Source organism: Rufibacter ruber (genome assembly GCF_014138425.1).
Lineage (GTDB): Bacteria > Bacteroidota > Bacteroidia > Cytophagales > Hymenobacteraceae > Nibribacter > Nibribacter ruber_C.
In genome coordinates this window covers 1-23,140 of the sequence record NZ_JACJIQ010000008.1, presented here as the reverse complement: position 1 = coordinate 23,140, position 23,140 = coordinate 1, and the positions used below count along the sequence as shown (strand labels likewise).

The following is a 23,140-nucleotide window of genomic DNA, read 5'->3' as shown; positions in this document are numbered from 1 at the left end:
GATACCGCTAAAACCGTAAAAGAAAATTGCCGTTTTCGGCCTGTTTTTCTGAAAACAGGCCGAAAACGGCAGCTTATATCAACGTAAAATTAAACCGTCTCCCGCTTCCGGCGGAAGCCGTACACCACAGCTCCCAACACACCCGCCAGAACCAGCATCGAGGAGATCAAAGCGCCAGTGTTGCCTAACTCATACTCTTCAGGCTCAAATTTGAACTCAATGGTGTGCTGACCGGCGGGCACCTGCATGGCGCGCAGGATGTAGTTGGCTCTGAAATGGTCTACCGGTTTGCCGTCTAAGTATGCTTGCCAGCCGTCTTTGTAGTAAATCTCAGAGAAAACCACCACCCCCGCTTGCGCGGCATTGGCGGTGTACTTGAGGTAGTTGGGCTCATACTGCACCAGTTGGATGGTGGAACCAGCGGCAGGATAGTTACCGGCTTTCACGTTCGGGAATTTAGAGACGTCAACAATGGCCTCGGTAGCGGCATGGAACGTTTTCAGGCCCGTTAGTTCTTCGTCTGGTGAGTTCACCGCCCGCACTTCCTGGATAAACCAGGCGTTGCCCAGGTAGCCCGGAATGATCTGCACCGGCTGTTCCGGATTTCCGGTGATGGCGTACTTGGCATTGAGCATGTTCAGCACCTGCATGTTGCCCTGGGCGATGTGGTTCTCAATCACGTCTTGGTAGCGGCGAAGCTTCGCCCCGTGGTACCCGCCAATAGATTTATGGAAGTACGAAGCGCGGGCGTCATTAAACGGATTCTGCACATCATAAACGCGGTAGCTCAGGCTGGTGTCCTGCAAAATGGCCTGATCTGCCGGCGTAGGGGCTAAAGTAGCTTGGGTGTAGTCTTTCTGGAAGTCGTTGTTGTTGAGGTAGCGCTTGTCAACGGTCCAGAGGTCAATCAGGATCAGGAGCCCAATGGCGGCGGTGGCGGTGAAGGAGGTCAGCTTCTGCTTGGTGTACAGGTACAGCGCACCAGCCGCCAACAAGATAAAGATCAACGAACGGAGCGCATCTCCGCGTAGCATCGCTTCCCGGTCGGCCCTGATGGCTTCAATGGGATATTGGTACTGGATCAGCTGCTCGTCTACCGGAGCGGTAAAATCAAAGGTGCCCGCCAGCAAGATAAACAGCGCACAAAGGCCACCCGTTACGGCTCCTGCTATGGTAATCTTCTTTTGCAGGTTCTCAATTACTTCGCCTTGCAGCACGCGGCACAGGGCAATAATGGCCAGCAGCACCATGGTTACCTGCGCAATCACCAACGCCATGCTCACCGCCCTGAACTTGTTATAGCCCGGGAAGTAGTCAAACATGAAGTAGTTGAAGGCTTCAAAGTTCTTCCCCCAGCTCAGCAGCAGTGATAAGATGGTGGCACTCAGCAGCCAGATCCAGATGCGGCGCGGCGTCACCAGCAAGCCCAATACAAAAAGGAAGCAGATGATAGCGCCCATGTATACCGGCCCACCCACAAACGACTGGTCGCCCCAGTAGAACGGCATGGTGGCCGTTTGCAGCTGCGCCGGAGAAACCCCAGCCCGCACCAGCGCCTCATAGGTCTCAGAACCTTTCTCAACCGGCCCCTGGCTGGCCCCGCCGTAGAAATGCGGAATAAGCAGGGTCATGCTTTCGCCGATGCCGTAGCTCCACTGGAACGCGTAGTCACGATCCAAACCGGAACCAATCTCTGCGGCATCTTTGCCCTGCGTTAATTCAGAGGCACCCCTGATAGAATATTTGCCGTACTCGGCGGTGGTGTAGATTCGCCCAAAGCTTACGCCTGCCGCCAAGGCAGCGCCCACCGCTAAGATCACCGTGCGCTTCAGAAAATCTGCGATTCGGCCTTCTTTGGCCCACATCACCAGCTCTACAATCCCGAAGATCAGCACAATCATGAGCAGGTAATAGGTGATCTGCAGGTGGTTCATTCTGATGTGCATGGTCAACCCGAACATGAACAGGGCGGCTCCCAGCCAGATATTCTTGCGGTACGCATACCACAGCCCGCCCAATACCAGCGGCAGATAGGCAATGGCCAGTGATTTGGTGTTATGCCCCGCCTCCAGAATGGCGAAGTTGTACGACACAAACGCGTACGCGATAGCGCCCACCGCCGCCAACATCGGCCGCAGGCCGAAAAGCAGGAACATGAGGTAGGCACACACCAGTGTGATGAAGATATTAGAGGCCACCAGCGGCAAACCGGCGGTGAAGAGGTCATGCACAAACCGGAACAGGTCACCCGAGAACTGCACGCTAATCAGGTACGCGGGCATTCCGCTGAACATGGCGTTGGTCCAAAGGGCTTCTTCGCCGGTTTTGGCGCGGTAGTCGGCTATTTCTTTGGCGCCGCCCTGAAACTGCACCACGTCATGCTGCATGAGGCTTTTGCCGTCAAAGAAAATGGGGGAAAAATACGCTACTACCAGCAGCAGGAAGAACAGAAGCACCAGCAGGTGCGGCAACACGTGGCGGTTGAAATCAATTTTAGAGGTGGCCATGGCGACTTGATTGCAATAAAAAGCCCGATGCGGTGGGCATCGGGGTAGAAAGATACTAGGTTTATTTCACTTCTTCATAATCTACGTACTCGCCGCCGGGGAAGTCTTTGCGTGGCTGCTTCTCCTCCGGCACGTACTCTACCTTGAGTTTACCACCCCCGCCGCCCGAAGACGAGGAGGCCGTGCGGCTCTGCCCCTGCTGCGGTCGGTGCTGCTGGTAGGTCTGTTGCTGCGCTTGGTAGGTGTATTGCTGGGCCTTGCGCATTTGTTTCTGCACAAACATCTTGAGTAAGAACCTGATGATGTACGGCATTAAATACCGCAGCAGAAACATGATGGCCAAGATGATGAGAATGGTCTTCACTAGGCAATTGGGTTTGGTTTGAAATAAAAGTCGCCGCCCTGGTAGCTGTCTAGTTCATAGGGCGCACAGGGAGATAACGTCTGTTTGGGGCTTAACGTGTACACGCCGTAGCCTAAAGCGGTTAAAATCTCCACCACTTGGCGGCGGTTCTCTGAGCCGTTCAGCTCTGTTTGAATCAACGGCCGGTGCTTCTTTATAGTTTCCTGCAGGTGCGTGAACACTTGGTACTCATAGCCTTCTACATCACATTTAATGAAATCCAGCCGCTCCAGCTCTGCGAACAGCTCATCTGGCACGCGCATTTCTACCTGATAGGTCTGGGCATATTCTTCCTGCGCCGAACTCGCGATTTTGGTCATGCCGTGGTGCAGCAGCCCGTTGCGCAGGGGCGTGCCCATCTCAATGGTGGTGTTCTCGCCGCCCAGCGCGTAGGGCAGCAGCGTGAGGTTGTCAACCCCGCTGGCCCGCACATTTTCAGCCCAGATACGCCCAAACAGCGGCACCGGCTCCACGGCCAGCACTTTGCCCGTAGGCCCCGACAGCTTGGAGAGGAAGGTGGAGTAGTAGCCCAGGTTGGCGCCAATGTCTAAGCACGTAAAGCCCGGCCTAATGATTCTGCGCAGGAAGAATAGCTCTGGGTATTTCTCCCGGCCCCGCCCCGCGCCCACCATAATCAGGTACATGCGGCTCACCAGCCGTAGGTAGCCCTCAAACCCGAGCGCCTTCACCAATAGTTTACGAAGTACTTTCACAGGGTAAAGTTCAGGAATCTGGGGGGAGAAAACAAAAGGTGTGTTTTGGGGCAGTTTTAGGGAAAACAGGCGGAAAACAGGTCTTTAACCATCAAAAGCTCATCTTTCCCCTGACTTATTAAAATTCACACACGACTTTTCTACCATTCTTTCCCTCAAAATAAAGTTGGCGTCTTATCTTTATAGTTTGGTAATTGGTGTTGTTGATGTCCCGTATGACTTTCCCCAGCGTAAAATTCGTTCTATTCCTTACTATTCTTGTCAGCCTCTTCTTCTCCTGCCAGAAAGCCGAAGACAAAAGCTACCGCTGGGACGATGATACCAAAGAAGAAACCGTAGTACCGGCGTGGTTCACCCAAGACAGCGTCCAGAAACTGGCCCGGCACCTGGATTCGGTGTTCACCAAATACAAAATGAAACGCGGGTTTAATGGGACCATTCTGGTAACCAAGTATGACCAGGTGGTCTACAAAAAAGCCTTCGGCCTGGCAGATTTCTATAAACGCGACTCTAACACGGTAGAAACGGCGTTTCAGCTGGCGTCGGTGTCAAAGCAGTTCACGGCGGTGGCCATCATGATGCTGAAAGACCAGGGCAAGTTGCAGTACGAAGACAGCGTGCAGCAGTATATTCCCGAGTTTCCGTACCACGGCATTACCATCAGGCAGTTGCTCACCCACCAGAGCGGGCTTTCTAATTACACGTATTTCGCAGATAAGCTCTGGCCAGACCGCAAGCAGAACCTCACCAACCAGGACGTGGTCAACCTCATGGTCACGCACCAGCCCAAACCGTACTATAAGCCCAACACTCGCTTTGACTACAGCAATACGGGCTACAGTTTATTGGCCACTATTGTGGAGAAAGTGTCGGGCGTGCCGTTTGCCACGTTCCTACGCAAACAAATTTTTGAGCCGCTGGAGATGAAACACACCTTCACCTACAGCCCAGACGTGGCCACCCTCACCGGTCCCATCGCCACCGGCCATACCCGAAACCGCCAGAAACGCACCACAGATTACCTGGACACCGTGCTGGGCGACAAAGGCATTTTCTCTACCGTTGACGATTTATACAAATGGGACCAGGCGCTCTACACCCAGAAACTGGTCAAGCGGGAAACCCTGCAGGAAGCTTTCACCGGTTCCCGGCCCAGCAAGAAAAATGAGGAAGACTACGGCTTCGGGTGGCGTATCAAGCCGTTGCCTAATGGTGACACCGCGGTGTACCACGGCGGGCTATGGCATGGCTTTTCCACGTACTTTCTGCGCAACCCCAAAGACCACAGTGCGCTTATTGTGCTCAGCAACTTGCCTAATGGAAGCTTGAATTACCTGGAGGAGATCAGGCAGGTGCTGTACCCAGCCTCTGACAGCGCTGCCAAGAGCAGCAAGCAAAGAATAGCCAGGCGATAAAAGGTGTTTAGTAAGGTTGTGCAGAGACAAGGTGGTGCTTTGTCTCTGCACAACCTTACTAAACCACTGCTTTCTTCACCGCGGGAGCCACTACCGTCCTGAGCAACTTATGGCCGCATGACCTACGCGTGCAGCTGGGTGCCTACGCTGATGGGCAGCAGCCCCTTCTTTACAGCACTAGCGTAGCAATTGAGTGCGGCAGACTGATAGCATCTGCGGCCTTGCCGTTGATCCAGAGTTTGTACGGCAACTTTTTATCTGTGGTATTCAATACCACCACGGCCACCTTTCCGTCTGGATTCAGGAAAGCGGTAGTTTGTAAGGCATCACGGTTAGAGGAACTGATGATACGTTTAGCACCTGGCTTCACAAACTTAGAGAAGTGCCCCAAGTAGTAGTAACTGTTGGTGTAGTACACTTTGCCATTACGCGTATCAGCGTGAATGGGCGCGAAGCAGAAGTTACCCACGTGGTTAGGACCGCCCTTCTCATCCAGGACCATGTTCCAGTCAGTCCAGGCTACGGTTCCGGCGTTGAAGTCATTGACCATTGAATAGCCATACCGCTCACCCAACGACCAATCATTGATACGGTTGAAATCAAATTTCTCAATACAGCCCTCGGTAAAAATCAGGTTAGTTTCAGGGAAGGTTTCTTTCACTTTGCGCAGGTTGTCAAAAAGCATGTCGCTGCCGGTCCAGGTTTCATACCAGTGGTAGCCAATGCCCCACACGTATTTAGCCGCCTCCGGATCATTTAACACGGTGCTGGCTCTTTGGTAGATCAGGTCGCGGTTATGATCCCAGGCAATCAGTTTCTTGTCTTTCATGCCGTTTTTGTAAAGAGTTGGCCCAAGAAAATTTTTGATAAAGTCGCGCTCTTCCTCCGCAGTAAAAATACATGACTCCCACGTCTGTTTGGCCATGGGCTCGTTCTGCACCGTCAAGCCCCAAATAGGAATACCCGCTTTCTCATAAGCGTTCACAAATTTCACAAAATAATCAGCCCAGGGCTGGCGGTACTCAGGCAGCAGTTTACCACCACGCAGCATGGTTTTGGTGTCTTTCATGAAAGCAGGTGGGCTCCAGGGGCTGGCGTATGTAGTGAGCTTGCCGCCAGCGGCAGCAATGGCCTGCTTAATGAACGGGATACGGAATTGCTCGTCATGCCGTACACTAAAAGTTTTCAGCTCTTTATCATTCTCCTCAATGTAGGTGTAGGAACCAGTGGCAAAGTCACTGCTGTGAATAGTGGTTCTGGCTAGCGTGTACCCTATCCCGGCGGTGGGATCATAATAGGCTTTCAGAATTTCCTGCTGCTTCTCCTTTGGCATTTTGGCAACAGTTTCAGCCGTGGCATCAGTGATGGCACCACCAATCCCCACCATGGTCTGGAAGGTCTTGGCAGGGTCTACAAACACGCATACCTGCGTCTCCAGCGGTTGTCCAAAGTCTTTAAACTGTAGAGTCTCTGTTTGCGTCAGACGATGATCAGTGTTCTGAGCTGTCGTGTAAACCGTGACCTGCTTATTGCCTAACTTGAAGTCTGTGTTACTGGTTTGGCTTTGAGTGGTCTTGGTTTGGGAGCAGGAAAAGGTTATACCCACCGCAAAAAGGGCAATGGCTGAAAAATAAAGTGATTTTGTCATTTGAGTCGTTCGTTTAGTATAAAATAAGAAGCTGTTTAGAGTTTTGATAGAAAGGCATTTGGTCAAGATTCTAGTTTCTTTTTTCGGCTTATTTTTCAAAAAACAGGCCGAAAACAGAAACTACAGGCTGGTGAAAAACCTTACCCGGCAGCCTTTGCCTGCCGGTTTCAAAAACTCTAAACAGCTTCTAAGTATGGCCACAAATAGTAACCAACACAATGAAAATTTTCTCGGCTGAAACCATTTTGATACTTACCAGACATACGTTCCTACAGCCCCCCCTTGTAAAGTGGCTACAGCAGTTTTGCCTTGGTGTCTTATATGAAAACTTTGAGAGCTCCCCCCATTGTTTAACACAATCACCACATGCTGCCCGGCAGGTGTCAGAAATGCCACATTGGGCAAACCTTCCGGAGTGTTAGACGCAATTCTTACCGAGCCCGGCCGTACAAACTTAGCTGCATGCGCAATGATGTAGTAGGCTGGGTTCCTGTCCACCTGATCTCCACTAATAGTAAGGGCACCTAGACACTGGTTGCAACCGCCGGGAGTAAAAGGTTTTTGCTCCGGGTCAGCGGCTAAGTTCCACTCCAGTACGTTGCGCGCCCAGTTACGAGGCGCCCCAATAATGAGTTCGCGTACGTGCCATTTTAAATCTTCTGGAAAGTTACCGGGTGCACCAATCCACTGCTCAGTAAAGTAGACGTTCTTGTCTGGGTGGGCGTTGTGCACCTCAGACATGGTTTCAATCTTCCCGCCGTACAGGTGAAAGGCAGACCCGTCAATGTACTGTTTAGCCTCTGGGTCATTTAAGATGCTGATAGGGTAGTCTGGCCGATCAAGGTTATGATCATAGATCAGGATTTTAGTGTTGAGGTTGGCGGCTTTGAAGACTGGCCCCAGGTGGTTCTTTACAAAATTTGCCTGATCCTGCGGCAGCATTAATAGACTGGGATTGTTGCCAGGGTGCAGCGGTTCGTTCTGCACCGTGATGGCGTCAATGATAATACCCTCAGCGGCCATGGCCTGAATGTATTTCACAAAATACTTAGCGTAGGCACCGTACCAAACTGGCTTCAGGCTACCACCTTTAGAGTTGCCGTTGGTTTTCATCCAGGTAGGCGGCGACCAGGGCGAACCCAATATTTTGATATTGGGGTTGATGGTCAGTATCTCTTTTAGCACCGGGAGCAAAAACTGACGGTCTGGTTCCAAGCTGAACCTCTCCATATTAGGATCTGTCTGGCCCTCTGGCAAATCATTGTAAGAGAAAACAGTCTCATCCAGGTCAGAGGCGCCAATGCTCACCCGCAGATAGCTCACTCCAATGCTGTTGCCTTCAGTTGAGAAAAGCTCTTTCAATAAAGCTGCCCGTGCCGTAGCACCCATGTTGTGCAGATGGTATGCACTGCCGCCCGTCAAGGTATAACCGAAGCCGTCAATGGTTTGATACGTTTGGGTATCCTCTACTACAATAACTGCATCCTGTGTTTGCTCAGGCTTGCCGAAAGGCAACGCTGTTGGTTGTTTTTGAAAGAGGGCTGATTTGTCTGGGGTAGTCAACCATACTTCCGCGCTAGCAGACTGGGAAGCGGTATTTGTCTTGGAACTGCTGCAGCCAAGCAGGCTACCCATCAAGAGCACCACGCCCGCCTTGCATAGCCAACTTTTATGGAAAAGGAATTTCATTTTTAGTTTTTTGGGCACGGCTAAGAAGTCTGCTATTGGGCAGATTATCTTAGCTGTGCCTGTTTGGGAGATTGTAAAAGGTCTATAAGTTACCAGACGTAGGTACCCACGGCACCACCCTTCAGGGTAGAGGTAATAATTTGGCCTCTGTACCTGATGTTGAAGGTTTGGTCGCCGTTGGTATCATTCAGAACCAATACCACCTTTTTGCCGGTGGACGTTTGAAAACCGACGTGCTGCAGTGTGCTGAAGACCTCAATGTTCTGTGCGTTCTTCAGAGTGGTTTTCACCCGTACTGAATTTGGCCTTACAAACTTAGAAGCATGGGCAATAATATAATATGCCACATTGCGGGTAGCATTATTTCCTGCAACTGTAACGGCCGGCAAGCAGGTGTTACAGCCCCCATCAGTGAATGGGCGGTTGTTGGCATCTGCAGCCAGATTCCATTCTAAGGCATTCTTGCTCCAGTTGCGCATGGAGCCAATGATCACATTTGCTATGTGCCATTTTAGATTAGAGGCAAAATCGCCATCATTAGCCCCCACCCATTGCTCAGTAAAGTACAGGTTCTTGTCTGGGTGAGCGTTGTGCACCTCTGACATTCTATTGATTGTGCCACCATACAGGTGAAACGCAGAACCATCTACGTACTGCTTGGCCTCCGGGTCATTCATGATACTGATAGGGTAATCTGGTCGGTCAAGGTTATGGTCATAGAGCACAATCTTGGTGTTCAGGTTTGCCGCCCTAAAGGCAGGGCCAAGGTTGTTCTTTACAAAGTTCTTCTGCTCCTCTGCCTGCATAACCATACTAGGGTTGTTGCCCCCATGCAGCGGCTCATTTTGAATAGTGAGGGCATCTATGGTTATACCCTGACCTTTCATATCCTGAATGTATTGCACCAGGTACCCAGCATACTCATTATAATATTCAGGCCTCAGGCTCCCCCCTATGGGGCTGTTGTTCGTCTTCATCCAGGCAGGCGGTGACCACGGCGACGCCATCAATTTGATGTTGGGGTTAATGGCCAGAATCTGCTTGAGAATTGGAATATAATAAGCTTGGTCAGGCGCCAGGCTAAACGCGGCCCCCATCACATCTTGGTAGGAGTACACGGTAGGGCTCAGGTCAGAAGCTCCCAAATTCAGACGCAGGTAACTCACCCCAATAGTATTATCAGCATTGCCATTGCTGAACAGCTCCCTGAGCAAATCTGCCCTGCTGGCCGCTGACATTTGATTTAAGACATAGGCGCTCCCGGTGGTAATGGTGTAGCCAAACCCGTCAATAGCCTGGTAGGTTTGCGTGGTGTCAATCTCCAGGGTAAGGTTGTTGTTGGTAGTGGTACTGGCTTTAAAGTTCAGGGCCAAGTTCTGCTTCTGAAACTGGGCAGACCGGTCTGGATTGGTTAACCAGAAGGCTACTTGGCTTGGGCCCGTCTCTACCGGTGGCGCTGGCGGCGGTGGAGCTGGTGAAGGATCTGATTTCTCTCCGCAGCCCACTCCCCAAGCGGCCACTGCAGCCAGCAGGAACATGTTCAGTTTTTCTTTATAAAGACGGTATACCATGATTTCACTTTAAAAATGGTGCCCAATGGTAAATGATCAGGCACACCTGTAAAACTATCCAGCCTTCGGCCGATGCCTCTATAGCACCGGCCGCTGACTACCAAATCAACTATCTACTCTTCTGTTTTTAGCCTCTTTTTCTGAAAACAGGTCAAAAACAGCTTTAACTTATTTACCCAGTCTTTTAGGGTACAAAAGCTCCTGCAAGAACAAATGCTTACTGCTTCACAAAAGAATACTGAGCGGTTTTATAATCATTGCCCACTACAAGAGTAGCTTTATAACTACCTGCTTGGGTGATGCCTTTATAGTTAGGCCCCCCATTGGTCATGTTACCGGTAAGAGCAGAGCTGCTTGTGCCAAATTGCACCTCCCAAGGAGAGTTGAACTTACTGTCAAAATTAGCACTGAGGGCGTGGGTCCCCTCAAAGGTGTATGGGTGCTTATAGGTCATCACGTATTCACTGCGGGCATCCCAGCCCCCGTTGTCGTTCCAATGAAACAGCTTTAGGTTGTAGTACTTCCAAGTCATTTTCTTGGTGGCGAAGTTCAGGGTGATCTGGTAGGCTTGGTCACGGGCCACGGCAATAGCACCGGTTCCTTCTCTAAAATCTACCGTTGCCGATACCGCATCTGCATTGGGGGAGGCGGTTTCTCCAATTTTGGCTGATGTGGTAAACGCAGTACCAGAACCATCACGCGCTGAATTCAGGGTGTAAGCTTTATCGCTTTCAAGAGCCAGGAAAACCGTAGAACTGAAGTTGTTACCGTCTATGTTGAATTCAGCTACTACGTTACTGCCTTGCAATAAGAATAGTTTATCAGGCATAGAAGTAGGTCTGTTGTCTTTCACCAACGAGTAGGTATACTGATCGCCAGACAGATTCAAGGTAATAATATGCTTCCCGGTGGCGGTGGCCGGAATATCCTCAAACTGCTTTCCTTCGGCGGCAGCCTGAGACTCTAATACCAGTTGGTTGGTAGTTCCCTTTACCCGCTTCATAGCCACGCCCCAGTCTCCATTGGCCCTGAAAATAAAGCCTTCTGTCTTTGCAATGTCAACAACAGAGGTCCACACCCCATTCCCTTGGTACTGCAGGGGTTCGTCTCCACCCCAGCCAGAGGCAAAGGCCCCCCCTACCACACTCCACTTGTCTATTTTCAAGAAGCTGTACGTGTTATTGTTCAAATCAACAGTGATGCGGTACGTACCGGCACCGGGTGCGGCAATGGCTGTCCCTTTCTTCTTGATTTTACCGTTCCCGTCTGCGCCGAATACTATGGAGTTCACATTTGGCTGGCTATAAAACTGGAAAGTGCCGCCTGCCGTCAATTTTGTATAGACGTCAAACACATTGGTGGGCTTCCCGTCGCTGTCTTTGCGCGGGCGCATCATGATGGCCTGGCCTACGTCTGTTCCCTTCTCAGTGGCAGACCCAGAAATATACAAGGTGGCAGTCTCGTTTTTGAAGCGCTTTACAGACACTAACTTGGCAGAAGAAATCATTTCCTTGCTGAGTGACTGTGCCACTACTGCCCATTTTAATGGAACTGTTGAATTAGCATCATACCCAGCTGCAGAAAGCGCCTGATCCAGCTCAATGGCGGTAGGCTCAATGAAACTGTTCTTGCCGCCGTTGCCCGTGTGCATACTAAAAATAGGAGTACTGAAATCTGCGTTGGCGGCACTATCCACTACAAACCGGTACGTCACCCCGTAGTTCTTGCTGGAGGTTGCGCCTTGCCAGTCAAACCTGATGGCCGTATTGGGCTCCTCTTGATTGAGGGTAATGGTAGAGTTCTCTTCCGGCCCTGCCAGCACGGGCGCACTCAACTCCCAGTTGCCGATTGGCTCTATGTTATCTTGTTCTTCACAGGCACCTGTCAGAAACAGCATGCCCAGAAGATAAAACAATACGTTTATCTTTTTCATGATGATGGTTTATGAGAAATGAATCTTTCTTTGGTCAAGCAGCATATTGGTAACCCTTTCCTGTTTTTGGGCTGTATTTCAAAAAACAGCCCAAAAACAGTTTCTCATCTCAAGCCCAGTGACTAGTTATAGCCAGAGGTCTGCTTTAGATTTGGGTTGCGGTTGATTTCAGACTGCGGAATAGGCAAGAACACCTCATGTGGTGCCAGATTGTAGTCTTTCCGGGTATTGGTGCGAAGGTCAATTTCATTTAGATTATTCATCACCTCAACTGCCACACCATAGCGGCGCAGATCATCCCACCGGTGTCCTTCCTGAGCCAGTTCCAAGCGGCGTTCCCTCAAGATGGCATCTTTTATATCCTCCTTAGAAACGGCAGTCACAGGATCCAGATCTACTCTGTCCCTCACCTCATTCAGAACAAGTTTGGCGTCATCTGGGCGGTTTAGCTCATTCAAGGCTTCTGCCTTTAGGAGCATGATATCTGCCAACCTGAAAATATACTGGCGGTTGGTGCTGGCCCAACCATTGGCACTTTTCCAGCGGTAGGCAAACGGCACACTACCCCCTGTATTCACAGACCAGAACTCATCTGACCACGGGGCATTCTCAAACAGAATAGTGGTGTTCTTTCTGATATTATCTCCTTGCGCATTATAGGCGTTTACCAGGCTATGGGAGGGTGTCATGAATTTGCGCCATGTGTCGCCGCTCAGGGAAGGCGGCAGTAACATCTGCGGTCCCCAATTGGCTTCGTTTCCACCAATGAACTGTACCTCCATGATAGACTCAGCGTTGTTGTAGTGCGCTCCATCAAACAGATGGTTGAAATTACCAAGCAACTGGTAACCGGTGGGGCTGCTAATCACCTCATTGGCGTACTGCAGCACTTTATTATAGTCTCGGGTAGGTCTCTGCGCCCACACTTTCGCCATAAGGGCGTTGGCGGCCCCACGGGTGGCCCGGGCCTTATTTACACTGGCCTCTCCGCCATAGGTGTCTGGCAGCCGGTTGTCTAGCGCAAAGGTCAAATCTGTTACAATCTGGTTGTATACGTCCTCTTCAGTGGCTCTTGGTTTTGAAGTAACTGATGGATCAAGAGAATTTACCGGCTCCAACATAAGCGGCACCCCACCCCACAGTTTCACCAATTGGAAATAATGATACGCGCGTAAGAAAGCCGCCTCACCCAAAATCTGTGCCTTGCGATTGTCAGTCAGTCTAGGATCTGTGATTTCAGGTACCTTCTGCAGCACCACGTTTGCTTTGGCAATAGCGTTGTAAATCTGGCTCCAGTTATTCCAGAGACGGCTGTTGGTGGGGGTAATATCCAGGTTATCTACCGCAAAGATTTCAGCATTATCACCACCTGCGTAGTAATTATCAGAGAGAATCTCACTGAAAACCAGGTTGTCCCAGATGTAATACTCTGCCTGAAAGGATTCATAGACACCAACTAAGGCCGCCTCAGCGTCACCGGCTGTTCTGTAGGCATTGTCTTGGGTCTGACTGGAAATTGGCTCAAGATCTACAAAGCTTTCACAGGCAGGCAATCCTCCAAGAAAAACTCCTGCCGTTATATATGCTGCTATTTTTTTAAGTCTCATGACATGCAGATTAAAATGAAATATTCAAACCAAAGATCAGGTTTCGGGTCTGCGGATAGGTACCATAATCTACCCCCTGCACTAAGTTATTGCCACCAAAGGCATTCACCTCTGGATCAAAGCCTGAGTAATCTGTAAAGGTGAGTAAGTTCTCACCCGTCACATATACCCTTACTGAATTCAATTTTGCTTTTGTGAGTAGGGTATTGGGCAGGTTGTAGCTCAACGTCAGGGTCTTTACCCTCATATAAGAACCGTCTTCTACAAAGCGGGTAGAAAGGCGTGAGTTGTTAGTGTTTGCCCAAACTGCTTTTGGGATATTGGTGACATCACCCGGATTTCGCCAGCGGTTCACTACTTCTATTCCTTGGTTCTTGGGATCTGACATGCTTTCCATTTCAATGCGGGTGGCATTGAAAATATCATTGCCCTGTGACCCCTGCAGGAAGATAGAGAGGCCAAAGTTTTTATAGGTGAAGGTGTTGGTAATACCGTAAATGAAGTCCGGATTAGGGTTCCCTATGATGGTTCTATCATCTGGGGCTGGTGAAAACGTACTCTCCCCATTTCTGTCAACATAATAGGCCATACCTGTCTGTGGGTCAACACCACCAAAACGGTATCCATAGAACCTTGCAATGGGTGCCCCCTCAGTGGTCAAACTTATCTCACCTCTGCCAGCTACCCCACCATTCAGGAGTTCTTTCCCTAGAATGTCTGTCACCTCGTTTCTGTTAAAGGAAATATTTAAGTCTGTATCCCAGGTAAAGGCCTCTACAAAATTTCTAGTCGTTAACTGAAACTCTAACCCACGGTTTTCCAGTTTGGCCGCATTGGTTACCCCGGTGTCAAATCCAGTAGCCCGAGGCGGCGGCAATCTGAAGAGGAGATCGGTAGTCTTTTTAAGATAGGCGTCTGCGACAAATACAATTCTGGAGTTAAAAAAAGCAAAATCAACCCCAAGATTAGTTTGATTAGAGGCTTCCCATTTTAAATCATCATTCCCAATAGTGGAAGGATAAGTTCCTGGTAAAATTACTCCACCAATTGGGTAATTCGCCCCAACCCCCACTAAGCCTCGGTAAGCATTATTCCCAATATTGTCATTTCCAACCATGCCCCAGCCAAACCTGAGCTTTAGATCGTTCATAAATTCTGGGAGCGGCATAAAGCTTTCCTCAGAAAGTCTCCAGCCTACTGAAAGTGAAGGAAAGTAACCAATACTGTTACCGGGCCCAAAGGAAGAGGAGGCATCTGCCCTAAAGTTTGCAGTTAAAAGGTATTTGCCTGCAAAGTCATAGGTAACCCTACTAATGAATGAACTGTTAGCTCTTTCATCCTTGTCTGCATTGGCAGATTGAATAGTGGCTCCGGCATTGGGCGTTTCTACGGCTATGTTGGCAAAACCTGTTCTCTCAATTGACGAGTTTTCCCATCTGTACTTCTGCAAGACACCACCCACCATTGCGCTAAAATTATGTTTATCAATAGTTTTAGTATAGGAGAGCGTGTTATCCAGTATCCAGTAGTTGGTCAAATTGGTATTGTAGCGGCCAATACCTTGTCTAGCCCTGCCATAGCTGGTTCTAAAAGGATCTAGAAAATAATCATAAGTGGCATTAACAAAGTCAATCCCAAGGCTGGTACGGTATTTTAGGCCATTTAAAATATTGACCTCTCCGTACACACTCCCCAACAACCGTTGATTTTTGTAGCTACGCTCAGACCCATCAGTTGAGGAGATGGGGTTCTCCCAATCCTGAAATGGGTTGCTGGTAAACGTACCGTCTGGGTTGTAAATGCCAATAGCCGGAGGCGTAGACAAAACTCCCAAGATAACACCGCCTTGGTTTACTGCCTGATTATCTGCCACGTCAACATCATGGTAGCGTACATAGCTTAAGTTGGCACCTACGTTGAGCCAGTCGTTTAACTTTTGATCAAGGTTAACTTTAAAGCTGGCTCTGTCCATGGTAGAGCTGCGCACGGCGCCATTCTGCTTTACCCAACCGCCAGAGAGGTAGTAGTTGGTTTTATCTGTTTTACCAGAAACTGACAATTGGTAGTTGAGGGAGCTTCCGTTCTGAAAAACCTCTTTCTGCCAATCTGTATTCCCAGTATAGCGATTCCAGTCTGTGTTCTGCCCCAGCTCAGTCATCAAATCTCTGTACTGCTCTGCGTTGAGTACTTCTAGTGTCTTCCAAACTTGGGAGAAGCCTGCGTATGTGCTGAATTCAAACCTTGGCTTCTCTGAGGTTCCTCTTTTAGTAGTGATTAATACTACCCCATTGGCACCTTGTGCACCATAAATAGCGGCTGAAGAAGCATCTTTCAAAACAGAAATACTTTCAATATCTGCGGGGTTTAAGCTTCTGGTATCTGAAGTAGGCACCCCGTCAATCACATATAATGGATCACTGCTGGCAGATAAAGAGCCCGTTCCCCGTATACGGATGTTGAACCCCGCAGACGGCTTGCCAGAGTTGGTCAAAACCTGAACCCCAGCGGCTTTCCCCTGAATAAGGTTACCAACTTGTGTGTTGGGTCTAGCTTCAAATACTTCCTCATTGATCACGGCCACTGAGCCAGTAATATCAGCCCGTTGCTGCGTACCATACCCTACCACTACCACCTCTTGCAGGGCTTTGGTATCAGGAGCAAGCGCTACATTGACAACACTTCTATTCTCAATGGCTACTTCCTGGTTGATATACCCTATGTAGGAAAACACTAAGGTGCCACTTCCAGAAGGAAGTGTCATTGAAAATGCCCCACTCACGTCTGATGAGGTTGCATTGGTGGTGCCTTTCAAAGAGATGGTTACCCCTGGGAGACCTGCCCCATTTTCATCAGTAACTTTCCCAGACAGTTTGAAGGAGTTCTGCTCCAAAACTTCCAAAGAAGCCTTAGGGCCTTGTTCTCTAGCTTTTTTAGGTCTAACATGAATGTTATTATTTACCTGCTTGAACTCCAGATCTGTGGTTATGGCCACTTTGTCCAGCACCTTGTCTAACGGCTCATTCTTGGCATGTACCGTCACTTTGGCCTGACGGGGAACTTCATTTTCATCAAAAGTGAATTTAAAGAGTGTCTCTGACTCTACCTTTCTGAAGAAGTCCTGCAGGGTGCCGTTGGTGATAGAAAGGGTAATTTTAGTCTTTTGAATGGTATTGGAAGTTGCTTCAGCAGGAGCCGCTGAAACAGAGGAGAAGAAAGCTAAGTGTATAAAAAATACAGCCAAAGCTCTCCCGGTTACTCCTTTTAACAAGCAGTAAAGGTTTTTTTCCATATATTGGGAGTGTTTTTTAGTAACTGATTAACTGCCTCTTTCCCACAGCCAGATGCGCCAACATCAAACTGTAGAGGTAATGACAGGTAGGCCACCCGGTGGTCTACCTGTTAAAAATCTTTCCTTCTATTTCATAGGCATAGGAGCTGTGAAGTTTAGCCGGACATGGTTGTCCTGTATTTTAAAAGAAAACTGTTTGACAAAGCCTATTCCCTCCAGCACTTGGGGCAGGCTTTGGTCTGTGTATTCGCCCGTATAACTCCATTCTTTCATCTTCTCTGGCTTTAGGCCAGTTACCGCCACCTCTACACCGTACCATTGCTCTATCTTCTGTACCACTTCGCCTAGGCTGGCCTTTTTGAAGTATAGCACACCGTCTTTCCAGCTTAATACCTCGCGGCGCTCAAAAGTAGAAACTCGGTGTTGCTGGTTGTCACGGTTAAACTGTAACTGCTCTCCAGGCACCAGATGAGCTAGTTGCACCCTTGAGTGGTTCTGGTCTTGGCTGATCTTCACCAGCCCCGTAGCCAATGCCACTGAAGTGGCTGTGTCATTTGGAAGGTATTTGATGTTGAATGAGGTACCCAGTGCCTGGGTGTAGATGGCACCAGACTTCACCACAAAGGGCCGCCGCTTGTCTTTGGCCACTTGAAAAAAGGCCTCCCCCTCTAAAGTGATATCTCTGCGGTCAGCTGCAAAAGGCTGTCTATACGTCACCTGGCTCCCTGACTGTAGTATGATAGTAGAACCATCTTCCAACTGCACCGTCTTACGCTCTCCAGGGGCTGTCTGCATAGTCATGAGCTTACCAGCAGGAGTGGTGTTGAAATACCATAAGGCCACCAGCCCCAACAAGCCCAAGGGAAGCAAGACAGAGGCAGCCACCTTCATCCACTTAACCCAAGGCGTTCCCCTAAGCGGCAACACCCGTGCTTCGTCTCCTACACTTTCTGTTTCGCTGAGAATAGATGCTTCTACAGAACGCCATGTTTTGTCAACATCAAGTAAACTGTCCACTTCCACTTTATTCTGTTCTGCCTTTTCCCACTCCTGGGCCAGATGCTGCTCTTGCTCTTGTGACGGCTCCTGAGATTTAAACCACGCTAACACCTCTTTCACCTCCTCTGGGGTGCATTCGCCTTGGTAGAACTTATCAAGAAGGTGCTGGTTCATGGGGTACTGGTATTGGTGCTTTCAATCATTACACATGAAACCCCTGTTGCACCACCTCAAACTTTAACTATTTTTAACAAAATCTTTACTTTTTGTTTTTTCTATAAAACCATCTATATTTATCGGTACTATTTTATGTTTTTCTTAAACAGCAAATAGTCACTTCCAAAAGGCTGGGGCTCAGGATGTACAGGAAGCGTTGCACCTACACTATGACAGGCAACCATGCAGGTAGAAACCAAAGACAGACACAAGGCAGATATTGAGGCTATCACCACTGGTGATGTGGCTGCCTTTGAGCGCGTGTACCGTGCTTTGGCTCCCAAGCTTTACACCTTTGCGTACAAACTGGTGCAAAGCCGCGAAGAAGCAGAGGAGATTGTGCAGGATGTGTTTGTGAAAATTTGGGATCGCAGGGCCGCCCTTGACCCCTTCCAGAACTTAGATGGATACCTCTTCAAAGTTGCCAAGAACCTGGTCTACAACAAGATCCGCCACCGTGTGTATGAAACGGCCTTCAGCCAGTACCTTGCCACCTACGGGGCGGTAGCAGAGAACACTACCCAGACTGCGCTGGAGCATCAAGAACTAATGCAGTTGTTTGAAGAAGCCTGCGCCTCTATGCCCCCCGTGCGCAGGCAAGTGTTTACCATGAGCCGCACAGAGGGATTGAGTAACACTGAGATTGCCGCAGCCCTGAATACCAGCAACAGCAACATAGAAAACCATCTCAACAAAGCCCTGAAGATGCTGCGTGAGAAGTTCAAGAATTATGATATTGTGTACCTGTTCCTGCTGGCCTACGCCTACCTACTTAGGTAACACGTGGTGAGTATCTTCCTTTTGAACCTACCAATTTTTTCTTCTGGCAGAATACCTATATTCTGTTTCCGGGCTGTTTTCAGAAAAACAGCCCGGAAACGCAAAACACTTATTACTTACCAACCTTGCCTTTGCCCAGGCCAATCTGCAGCCCCAAAGACGGCACCAGGGTTACGCCTGAGAAACTGTGCGTCTCGCCTTCCAGCAGTTCATAGGTGCCGTAGTTCTGGTAGTACACAGCCAGCGCGGGCAACAGGTACACGCGGCGCGCGCCAATCTTGGCGTTCACAAACAACCCGTAAGACCCGAAGTTGTTTTGGCGCGTGAGCCCTTCCAGCCGCACGGCTTTGCCGCCGCCCACCTTCTCGTAAAGCCTACCGGGTTGCAGTCCGTATTCAATAAAGGTGTGGTTGTAGGCTACGCCGAAGGAGATGTTCCCGTACTCTTCCTCTGTCCCGAAGGAGCGGCTGAACACCAGCGGCACCAGGAGATCCTTCCGCTGGGCGGTGAACTCCAGAATGGGGAACAGGTCTGAGAGAAAGAGCTTGTCCAGCAGGTCATTGCTCTGGCCCGCGTACTGCAGGCCCACGCTGCCGTACCAACGGCCCTGCCCGGGGTTCTGCGGCGTGCCCACCGGCCCCAGGAACTGGTACATGGCATCTAGCACGTGTACGCCAGACGCATATTTATAACCCACATCAACCCGCGGCAGCACGCCGTACCGCACGTAAAAATCAAAAGTAGGCCCCACCGGGTCCAGGGAATAGGCAATGGCGCCCTTGGTGGCCGCTTTGATCTGCTCATTGTAGTAGACAGAGTCCCGGTTAGCCAGGTCTTTCACCACGGCCTTGGTGATGTCCTTGAGCTGACTGATGGGCTCGGTGGCCACGTTCCCGCCAAAGTTGGCGCCTATCTTAAACTGCCCGTGCGGCGTCACCTTCCCGGAATGGATCACTGAACGCGGCGCGGTACACCCGGCCAAAAGCAAGACACCTGCAAATACGGGAACAAGCCAACGGCTCACAAGAAGGGGCAAACGGCACATGCCAACAAAATAAGGGTTAGGGAATGGAGCGAGAAACGGGATTCGAACCCGCGGCCCTCAGCTTGGGAAGCTGATGCTCTACCAACTGAGCTACTCTCGCTTTTGCTCAAAGAGGAAGACAAAGATAGAACGGTTTTCCCCTACGGGGCGAAGATTCTTTTTCAGAGATTCCCGCATTTCTGCCGCAGGTCCCCCCTTTTCTGTTCTGGGGCTAATTTCCCAAAAAGAGCCCAGAAACGCAAGTCCTCTCCTTTCCCCTACTTTTCTTCTTTTCCGCCAGGTTTTTCTGTTTTCGGGCGGTTTTGGGGAAAACAGCCCGAAAACAGGAACGCAGCACCACCCTATCTCAGCTATTCGGAATTTACAATCCCAAAGTATACAACCTCCAGATTTGCAATCCGCGGCATTTGCAATTCAAAAGTGACGCACCGGGGATTGCAAATCCCCTGAATACCTGCTTCCGGATTGCAAATCCGGAAGAGCTTCTACTTGATAGTGAGGGCAATTTCATCGTCCCAAACGCCTTCAGGCTGTTTTCCGTTTTCGGCCTGGTTTCGCCAAAACAGGCCAAAAACGCACTTCCCTCACGCATTCAACCATTCACTCCTTCACGCATGAAACAAATGCGTAATTTTGCGGCACTTGTCTTGAAACCCATGATGAAATTCTTTAGGCCGTGGCAGTTGCGGCAGAGCATACATATCTTTCTGCTGCTGGCGCTGGGGGTGGCCATGCTGCTGTACAGCATCTGCCGGGTGCTGTTTTTCCTGTTCAACCAAGGCTTCTTCGTGGAGACATCGCTGACAGACCTGCTCTACCTCATGTGGGGCGGCCTGCGGTTTGATTTGGCGGCGGTGATTTATACCAACCTGCTGTTCATTGTGCTCCTGCTCCTGCCCTTTAGGTTCAGGCACCACCCGGTGTACCAAAAAGTGGTAAAATGGGTGTTTCTGGTGTGCAACAGCGTGGGCCTGGCCTTCAACTGCGTTGACTTCATCTACTACCGCTTTACCCTGCGCCGCACCACCGGCAGCGTGGTCAAGGAGTTCGGGAATGAGGACTGGGGCGGGTTTGCCGCTAGCTTTCTGATAGACTTCTGGTACATCCCGCTTCTCTGGCTGGCGCTGGTGGCGCTTATGGCGTGGCTGTACAACTGCATTAGGCTGGAGAAACCGGCCAAGCTTAACCCCTGGTTTTATTACCCCTGGAACCTGGTGCTGGCGGCGCTTGTGGTGGGTTTGTGCATTGGCGGCATGCGCGGCGGTTTCCGGCACAGCACCCGGCCCATCACGCTGAGCAACGCCGGCGAGTTTGTGGAGCGGCCCCAGGAAATGTACATTGTGCTTAACACCCCGTTTTCGGTCATCAGGACCCTGAACAAGACCAGCTACCAGAAGATGGAGTACTTTTCTGAGCAGGAATTGGCGCAGCTGTACAACCCGGTGCACCAGCCGGCAGACAGCGTGCAGTTCAAACCTAAGAACGTGGTCATCATTATCTGGGAAAGCCTGGGCAAGGAGGCCGTGGGCAGTTACAACAAACACCTGGAGAACGGCACCTACACCGGGTTCACGCCGTTTATAGACTCGCTCATGGGGCACAGCAAAGTGTACTGGAACTCCTTCGCCAACGGCCGGAAGTCTATTGACGCGCTGCCCTCTGTGCTCACCAGCATCCCCAGCATTCAAGAGCCGTTTGTCTTGACCCAGTATGTGAGCAATGACTTACCGAGTCTGCCGCGCACCCTTCGGGCGAAGGGGTATCACACCTCGTTCTTCCACGGGGCACCCAACGGCTCTATGGGCTTTGACGCGTTCATGAACCTGATTGGCGTGGAGCAGTACTACGGCATGACCGAATACGGCAACAATGCCGATTTTGACGGCATGTGGGGCATCTGGGACGAGGAGTTCCTGCAGTTCATGGCGGGCAAACTCAGCACGTTCAAGGAGCCGTTCATGAGCGCGGTGTTCACCACCTCGTCGCACCACCCGTACAAACTGCCCGACCGCTACCAAGGTAAGTTCAAGAAAGGCCCGTTTGAGATTTTTGAGACCCTGGGCTACACAGACCAGGCCCTGCGCAAGTTTTTTGAGAAAGCCAGCAAAGAGCCCTGGTACCACAACACGCTCTTCGTGATTACCGCTGACCACTCGGCCACCTACACCTACTACCCGGAGTACCAGACTGCCTGGGGGAACTTTGCCGTGCCGCTCCTGTTCTTCGCCCCCGGCGATGCTACGTTCAGGGGCGTAGAGCAGGACCGAGTGGTGCAGCAGCTGGACATTATGCCCACTGTGCTGGGCTACCTGGGCTATGACCAGCCGTACTTCTCCTTCGGGAAGAACATGCTCCAGCCCCAGGCCGGCAACTTCGCCATCAGTTACCAGGGCGGCTACCAATGGATGGACGGCCCTTATTTCCTACAGTTTGACGGCACCAAAACCCTTGGCCTTTTCAATTACCAGGAAGACAAACTCCTCAAGCACAACCTCAAAGACCAACTCCCCCAGGTGCGTACTTCCATGGAGAACCAGCTCAAAGCCTTCATTCAGCAGTACAACAACCGCATGTTGGAGAATCGGCTTAAGCCTAATTAATTGCTGATTGTTAATTGTTTTGCGTTTTCGGCCTGTTTTCCTGAAAACAGGCTAAAAACGCACACTTTCTTACCAGTGCCTGCGGGAGCGGGCGACGCAGAAGCCGAAGGCGCCGAGGAGCTTAGCAGGAGCACGGACGGACGGTTCAAAACAGCAGTGGCAACAGAAGCTATGGAACAGAGGACGGCAGCGTGGTGGTACCTTTTAACGAAGCCCCTCCTGTCTGAGCGGCAGCGAGTCAGGGGCTTCTTGATTCTTTTGGTTAGCTTGAGCATCAAGGATCAACGTGACAAACAACAGCAGGGAGAGAAAAAGGGAGAGGCTTGGCTGGAGCGGTGGTGGGAGTAAGGAATCATGTCTTCGTTAGATCCTTCGGTAGCTACGCTAGCCATTTTCGGCTCCCGCCTCAAAAATGCTCATGATGACGTGGTAAAACAGAATCAGGAATGCATTAAACCCACCCCTACCCCTCCCAAGAGGGGAGTATCTTCAATGCGTAGGAGGGCGAGTCACGTACTACCTACCGTGGGGCCGTGATTTGACCATGGGTTTACTGCCAGAAACCAACAGCAGGCAAAACAGTAAACCTAAGCACCTTACCTTTGCCATCTGTTTCTGGCCTGTTTCCCTACAATACTTCGGACATTTTAAGGTAGAAGGATAAAAAAGGGCAGAAGCACTGTTAGCGGTGTGTGAAAACTACTACGGCTTCCGCCCCCGGCCCC

General features: G+C 50.4%; 14 protein-coding genes and 1 tRNA gene. 3 read left to right on the top strand and 12 right to left on the bottom strand.

Translation table 11 applies throughout. The features are described from left to right. Positions 1–89: 89 nt before the first annotated feature. The 3 genes from FHS90_RS10785 to FHS90_RS10775 form a co-directional block, all read right to left on the bottom strand. Positions 90–2,507, bottom strand: a complete 2,418-nt coding sequence (locus tag FHS90_RS10785; RefSeq protein ID WP_182513064.1) for a YfhO family protein — start codon at positions 2,505–2,507, stop codon at positions 90–92. Positions 2,508–2,568: 61 nt separating this feature from the next. After that, on the bottom strand, positions 2,569–2,871 hold the full coding sequence (locus FHS90_RS10780) for a DUF4834 family protein (RefSeq protein WP_182513063.1): 303 nt from the start codon (positions 2,869–2,871) through the stop codon (positions 2,569–2,571). After that, entirely contained in the window at positions 2,871–3,623 is a 753-nt protein-coding gene (locus FHS90_RS10775) for an FkbM family methyltransferase (RefSeq protein WP_182513062.1), read from the bottom strand. Before FHS90_RS10775 ends, FHS90_RS10780 begins: the two co-directional genes overlap by 1 nt. A gap of 215 nt (positions 3,624–3,838) precedes the next feature. On the opposite strand from FHS90_RS10775, the gene FHS90_RS10770 reads away from it, so the two are divergent. After that, positions 3,839–5,038, top strand: a complete 1,200-nt coding sequence (locus FHS90_RS10770) for a serine hydrolase domain-containing protein (protein WP_182513061.1) — start codon at positions 3,839–3,841, stop codon at positions 5,036–5,038. Positions 5,039–5,207: 169 nt separating this feature from the next. Here the strand turns inward: FHS90_RS10770 and FHS90_RS10765 are convergent, their stop codons facing one another. The 7 genes from FHS90_RS10765 to FHS90_RS10735 all read right to left on the bottom strand — a co-directional run bounded on the left by FHS90_RS10765 (position 5,208) and on the right by FHS90_RS10735 (position 17,948). Further along, positions 5,208–6,686 carry a glycoside hydrolase family 30 protein gene (locus tag FHS90_RS10765; RefSeq protein ID WP_182513060.1) on the bottom strand — a complete coding sequence of 493 codons (1,479 nt, stop codon included), beginning with the start codon at positions 6,684–6,686 and terminating at the stop codon, positions 5,208–5,210. Between the two features lie 252 nt (positions 6,687–6,938). Further along, positions 6,939–8,375 carry a glycoside hydrolase family 30 protein gene (locus tag FHS90_RS10760; protein ID WP_246386898.1) on the bottom strand — a complete coding sequence of 479 codons (1,437 nt, stop codon included), beginning with the start codon at positions 8,373–8,375 and terminating at the stop codon, positions 6,939–6,941. A gap of 89 nt (positions 8,376–8,464) precedes the next feature. Next, entirely contained in the window at positions 8,465–9,946 is a 1,482-nt protein-coding gene (locus FHS90_RS10755) for a glycoside hydrolase family 30 protein (protein WP_182513059.1), read from the bottom strand. Positions 9,947–10,163: 217 nt separating this feature from the next. Beyond that, positions 10,164–11,879 carry a SusE domain-containing protein gene (locus FHS90_RS10750; RefSeq protein ID WP_182513058.1) on the bottom strand — a complete coding sequence of 572 codons (1,716 nt, stop codon included), beginning with the start codon at positions 11,877–11,879 and terminating at the stop codon, positions 10,164–10,166. A gap of 122 nt (positions 11,880–12,001) precedes the next feature. Next, on the bottom strand, positions 12,002–13,486 hold the full coding sequence (locus FHS90_RS10745; protein ID WP_066834076.1) for a RagB/SusD family nutrient uptake outer membrane protein: 1,485 nt from the start codon (positions 13,484–13,486) through the stop codon (positions 12,002–12,004). 10 nt (positions 13,487–13,496) lie between these two features. After that, positions 13,497–16,727: a TonB-dependent receptor gene (locus tag FHS90_RS10740; RefSeq protein ID WP_246386896.1), complete on the bottom strand. Its 3,231-nt coding sequence runs from the start codon at positions 16,725–16,727 to the stop codon at positions 13,497–13,499. 174 nt (positions 16,728–16,901) lie between these two features. Continuing rightward, complete coding sequence (locus tag FHS90_RS10735; RefSeq protein WP_182513056.1) at positions 16,902–17,948, bottom strand: FecR family protein; 1,047 nt, start codon at positions 17,946–17,948, stop codon at positions 16,902–16,904. Between the two features lie 225 nt (positions 17,949–18,173). On the opposite strand from FHS90_RS10735, the gene FHS90_RS10730 reads away from it, so the two are divergent. Next, positions 18,174–18,770 carry an RNA polymerase sigma-70 factor gene (locus FHS90_RS10730; RefSeq protein ID WP_082893550.1) on the top strand — a complete coding sequence of 199 codons (597 nt, stop codon included), beginning with the start codon at positions 18,174–18,176 and terminating at the stop codon, positions 18,768–18,770. Positions 18,771–18,882: 112 nt separating this feature from the next. Here FHS90_RS10730 and FHS90_RS10725 read toward each other — a convergent pair whose 3' ends face one another. Then, on the bottom strand, positions 18,883–19,794 hold the full coding sequence (locus FHS90_RS10725) for a hypothetical protein (RefSeq protein WP_182513055.1): 912 nt from the start codon (positions 19,792–19,794) through the stop codon (positions 18,883–18,885). 45 nt (positions 19,795–19,839) lie between these two features. Further along, a tRNA-Gly gene (locus FHS90_RS10720) sits at positions 19,840–19,915 on the bottom strand. 556 nt (positions 19,916–20,471) lie between these two features. Here FHS90_RS10720 and FHS90_RS10715 point away from each other — a divergent pair. Then, positions 20,472–22,415 carry an LTA synthase family protein gene (locus FHS90_RS10715; RefSeq protein WP_182513054.1) on the top strand — a complete coding sequence of 648 codons (1,944 nt, stop codon included), beginning with the start codon at positions 20,472–20,474 and terminating at the stop codon, positions 22,413–22,415. Positions 22,416–23,140 lie beyond the last annotated feature (725 nt).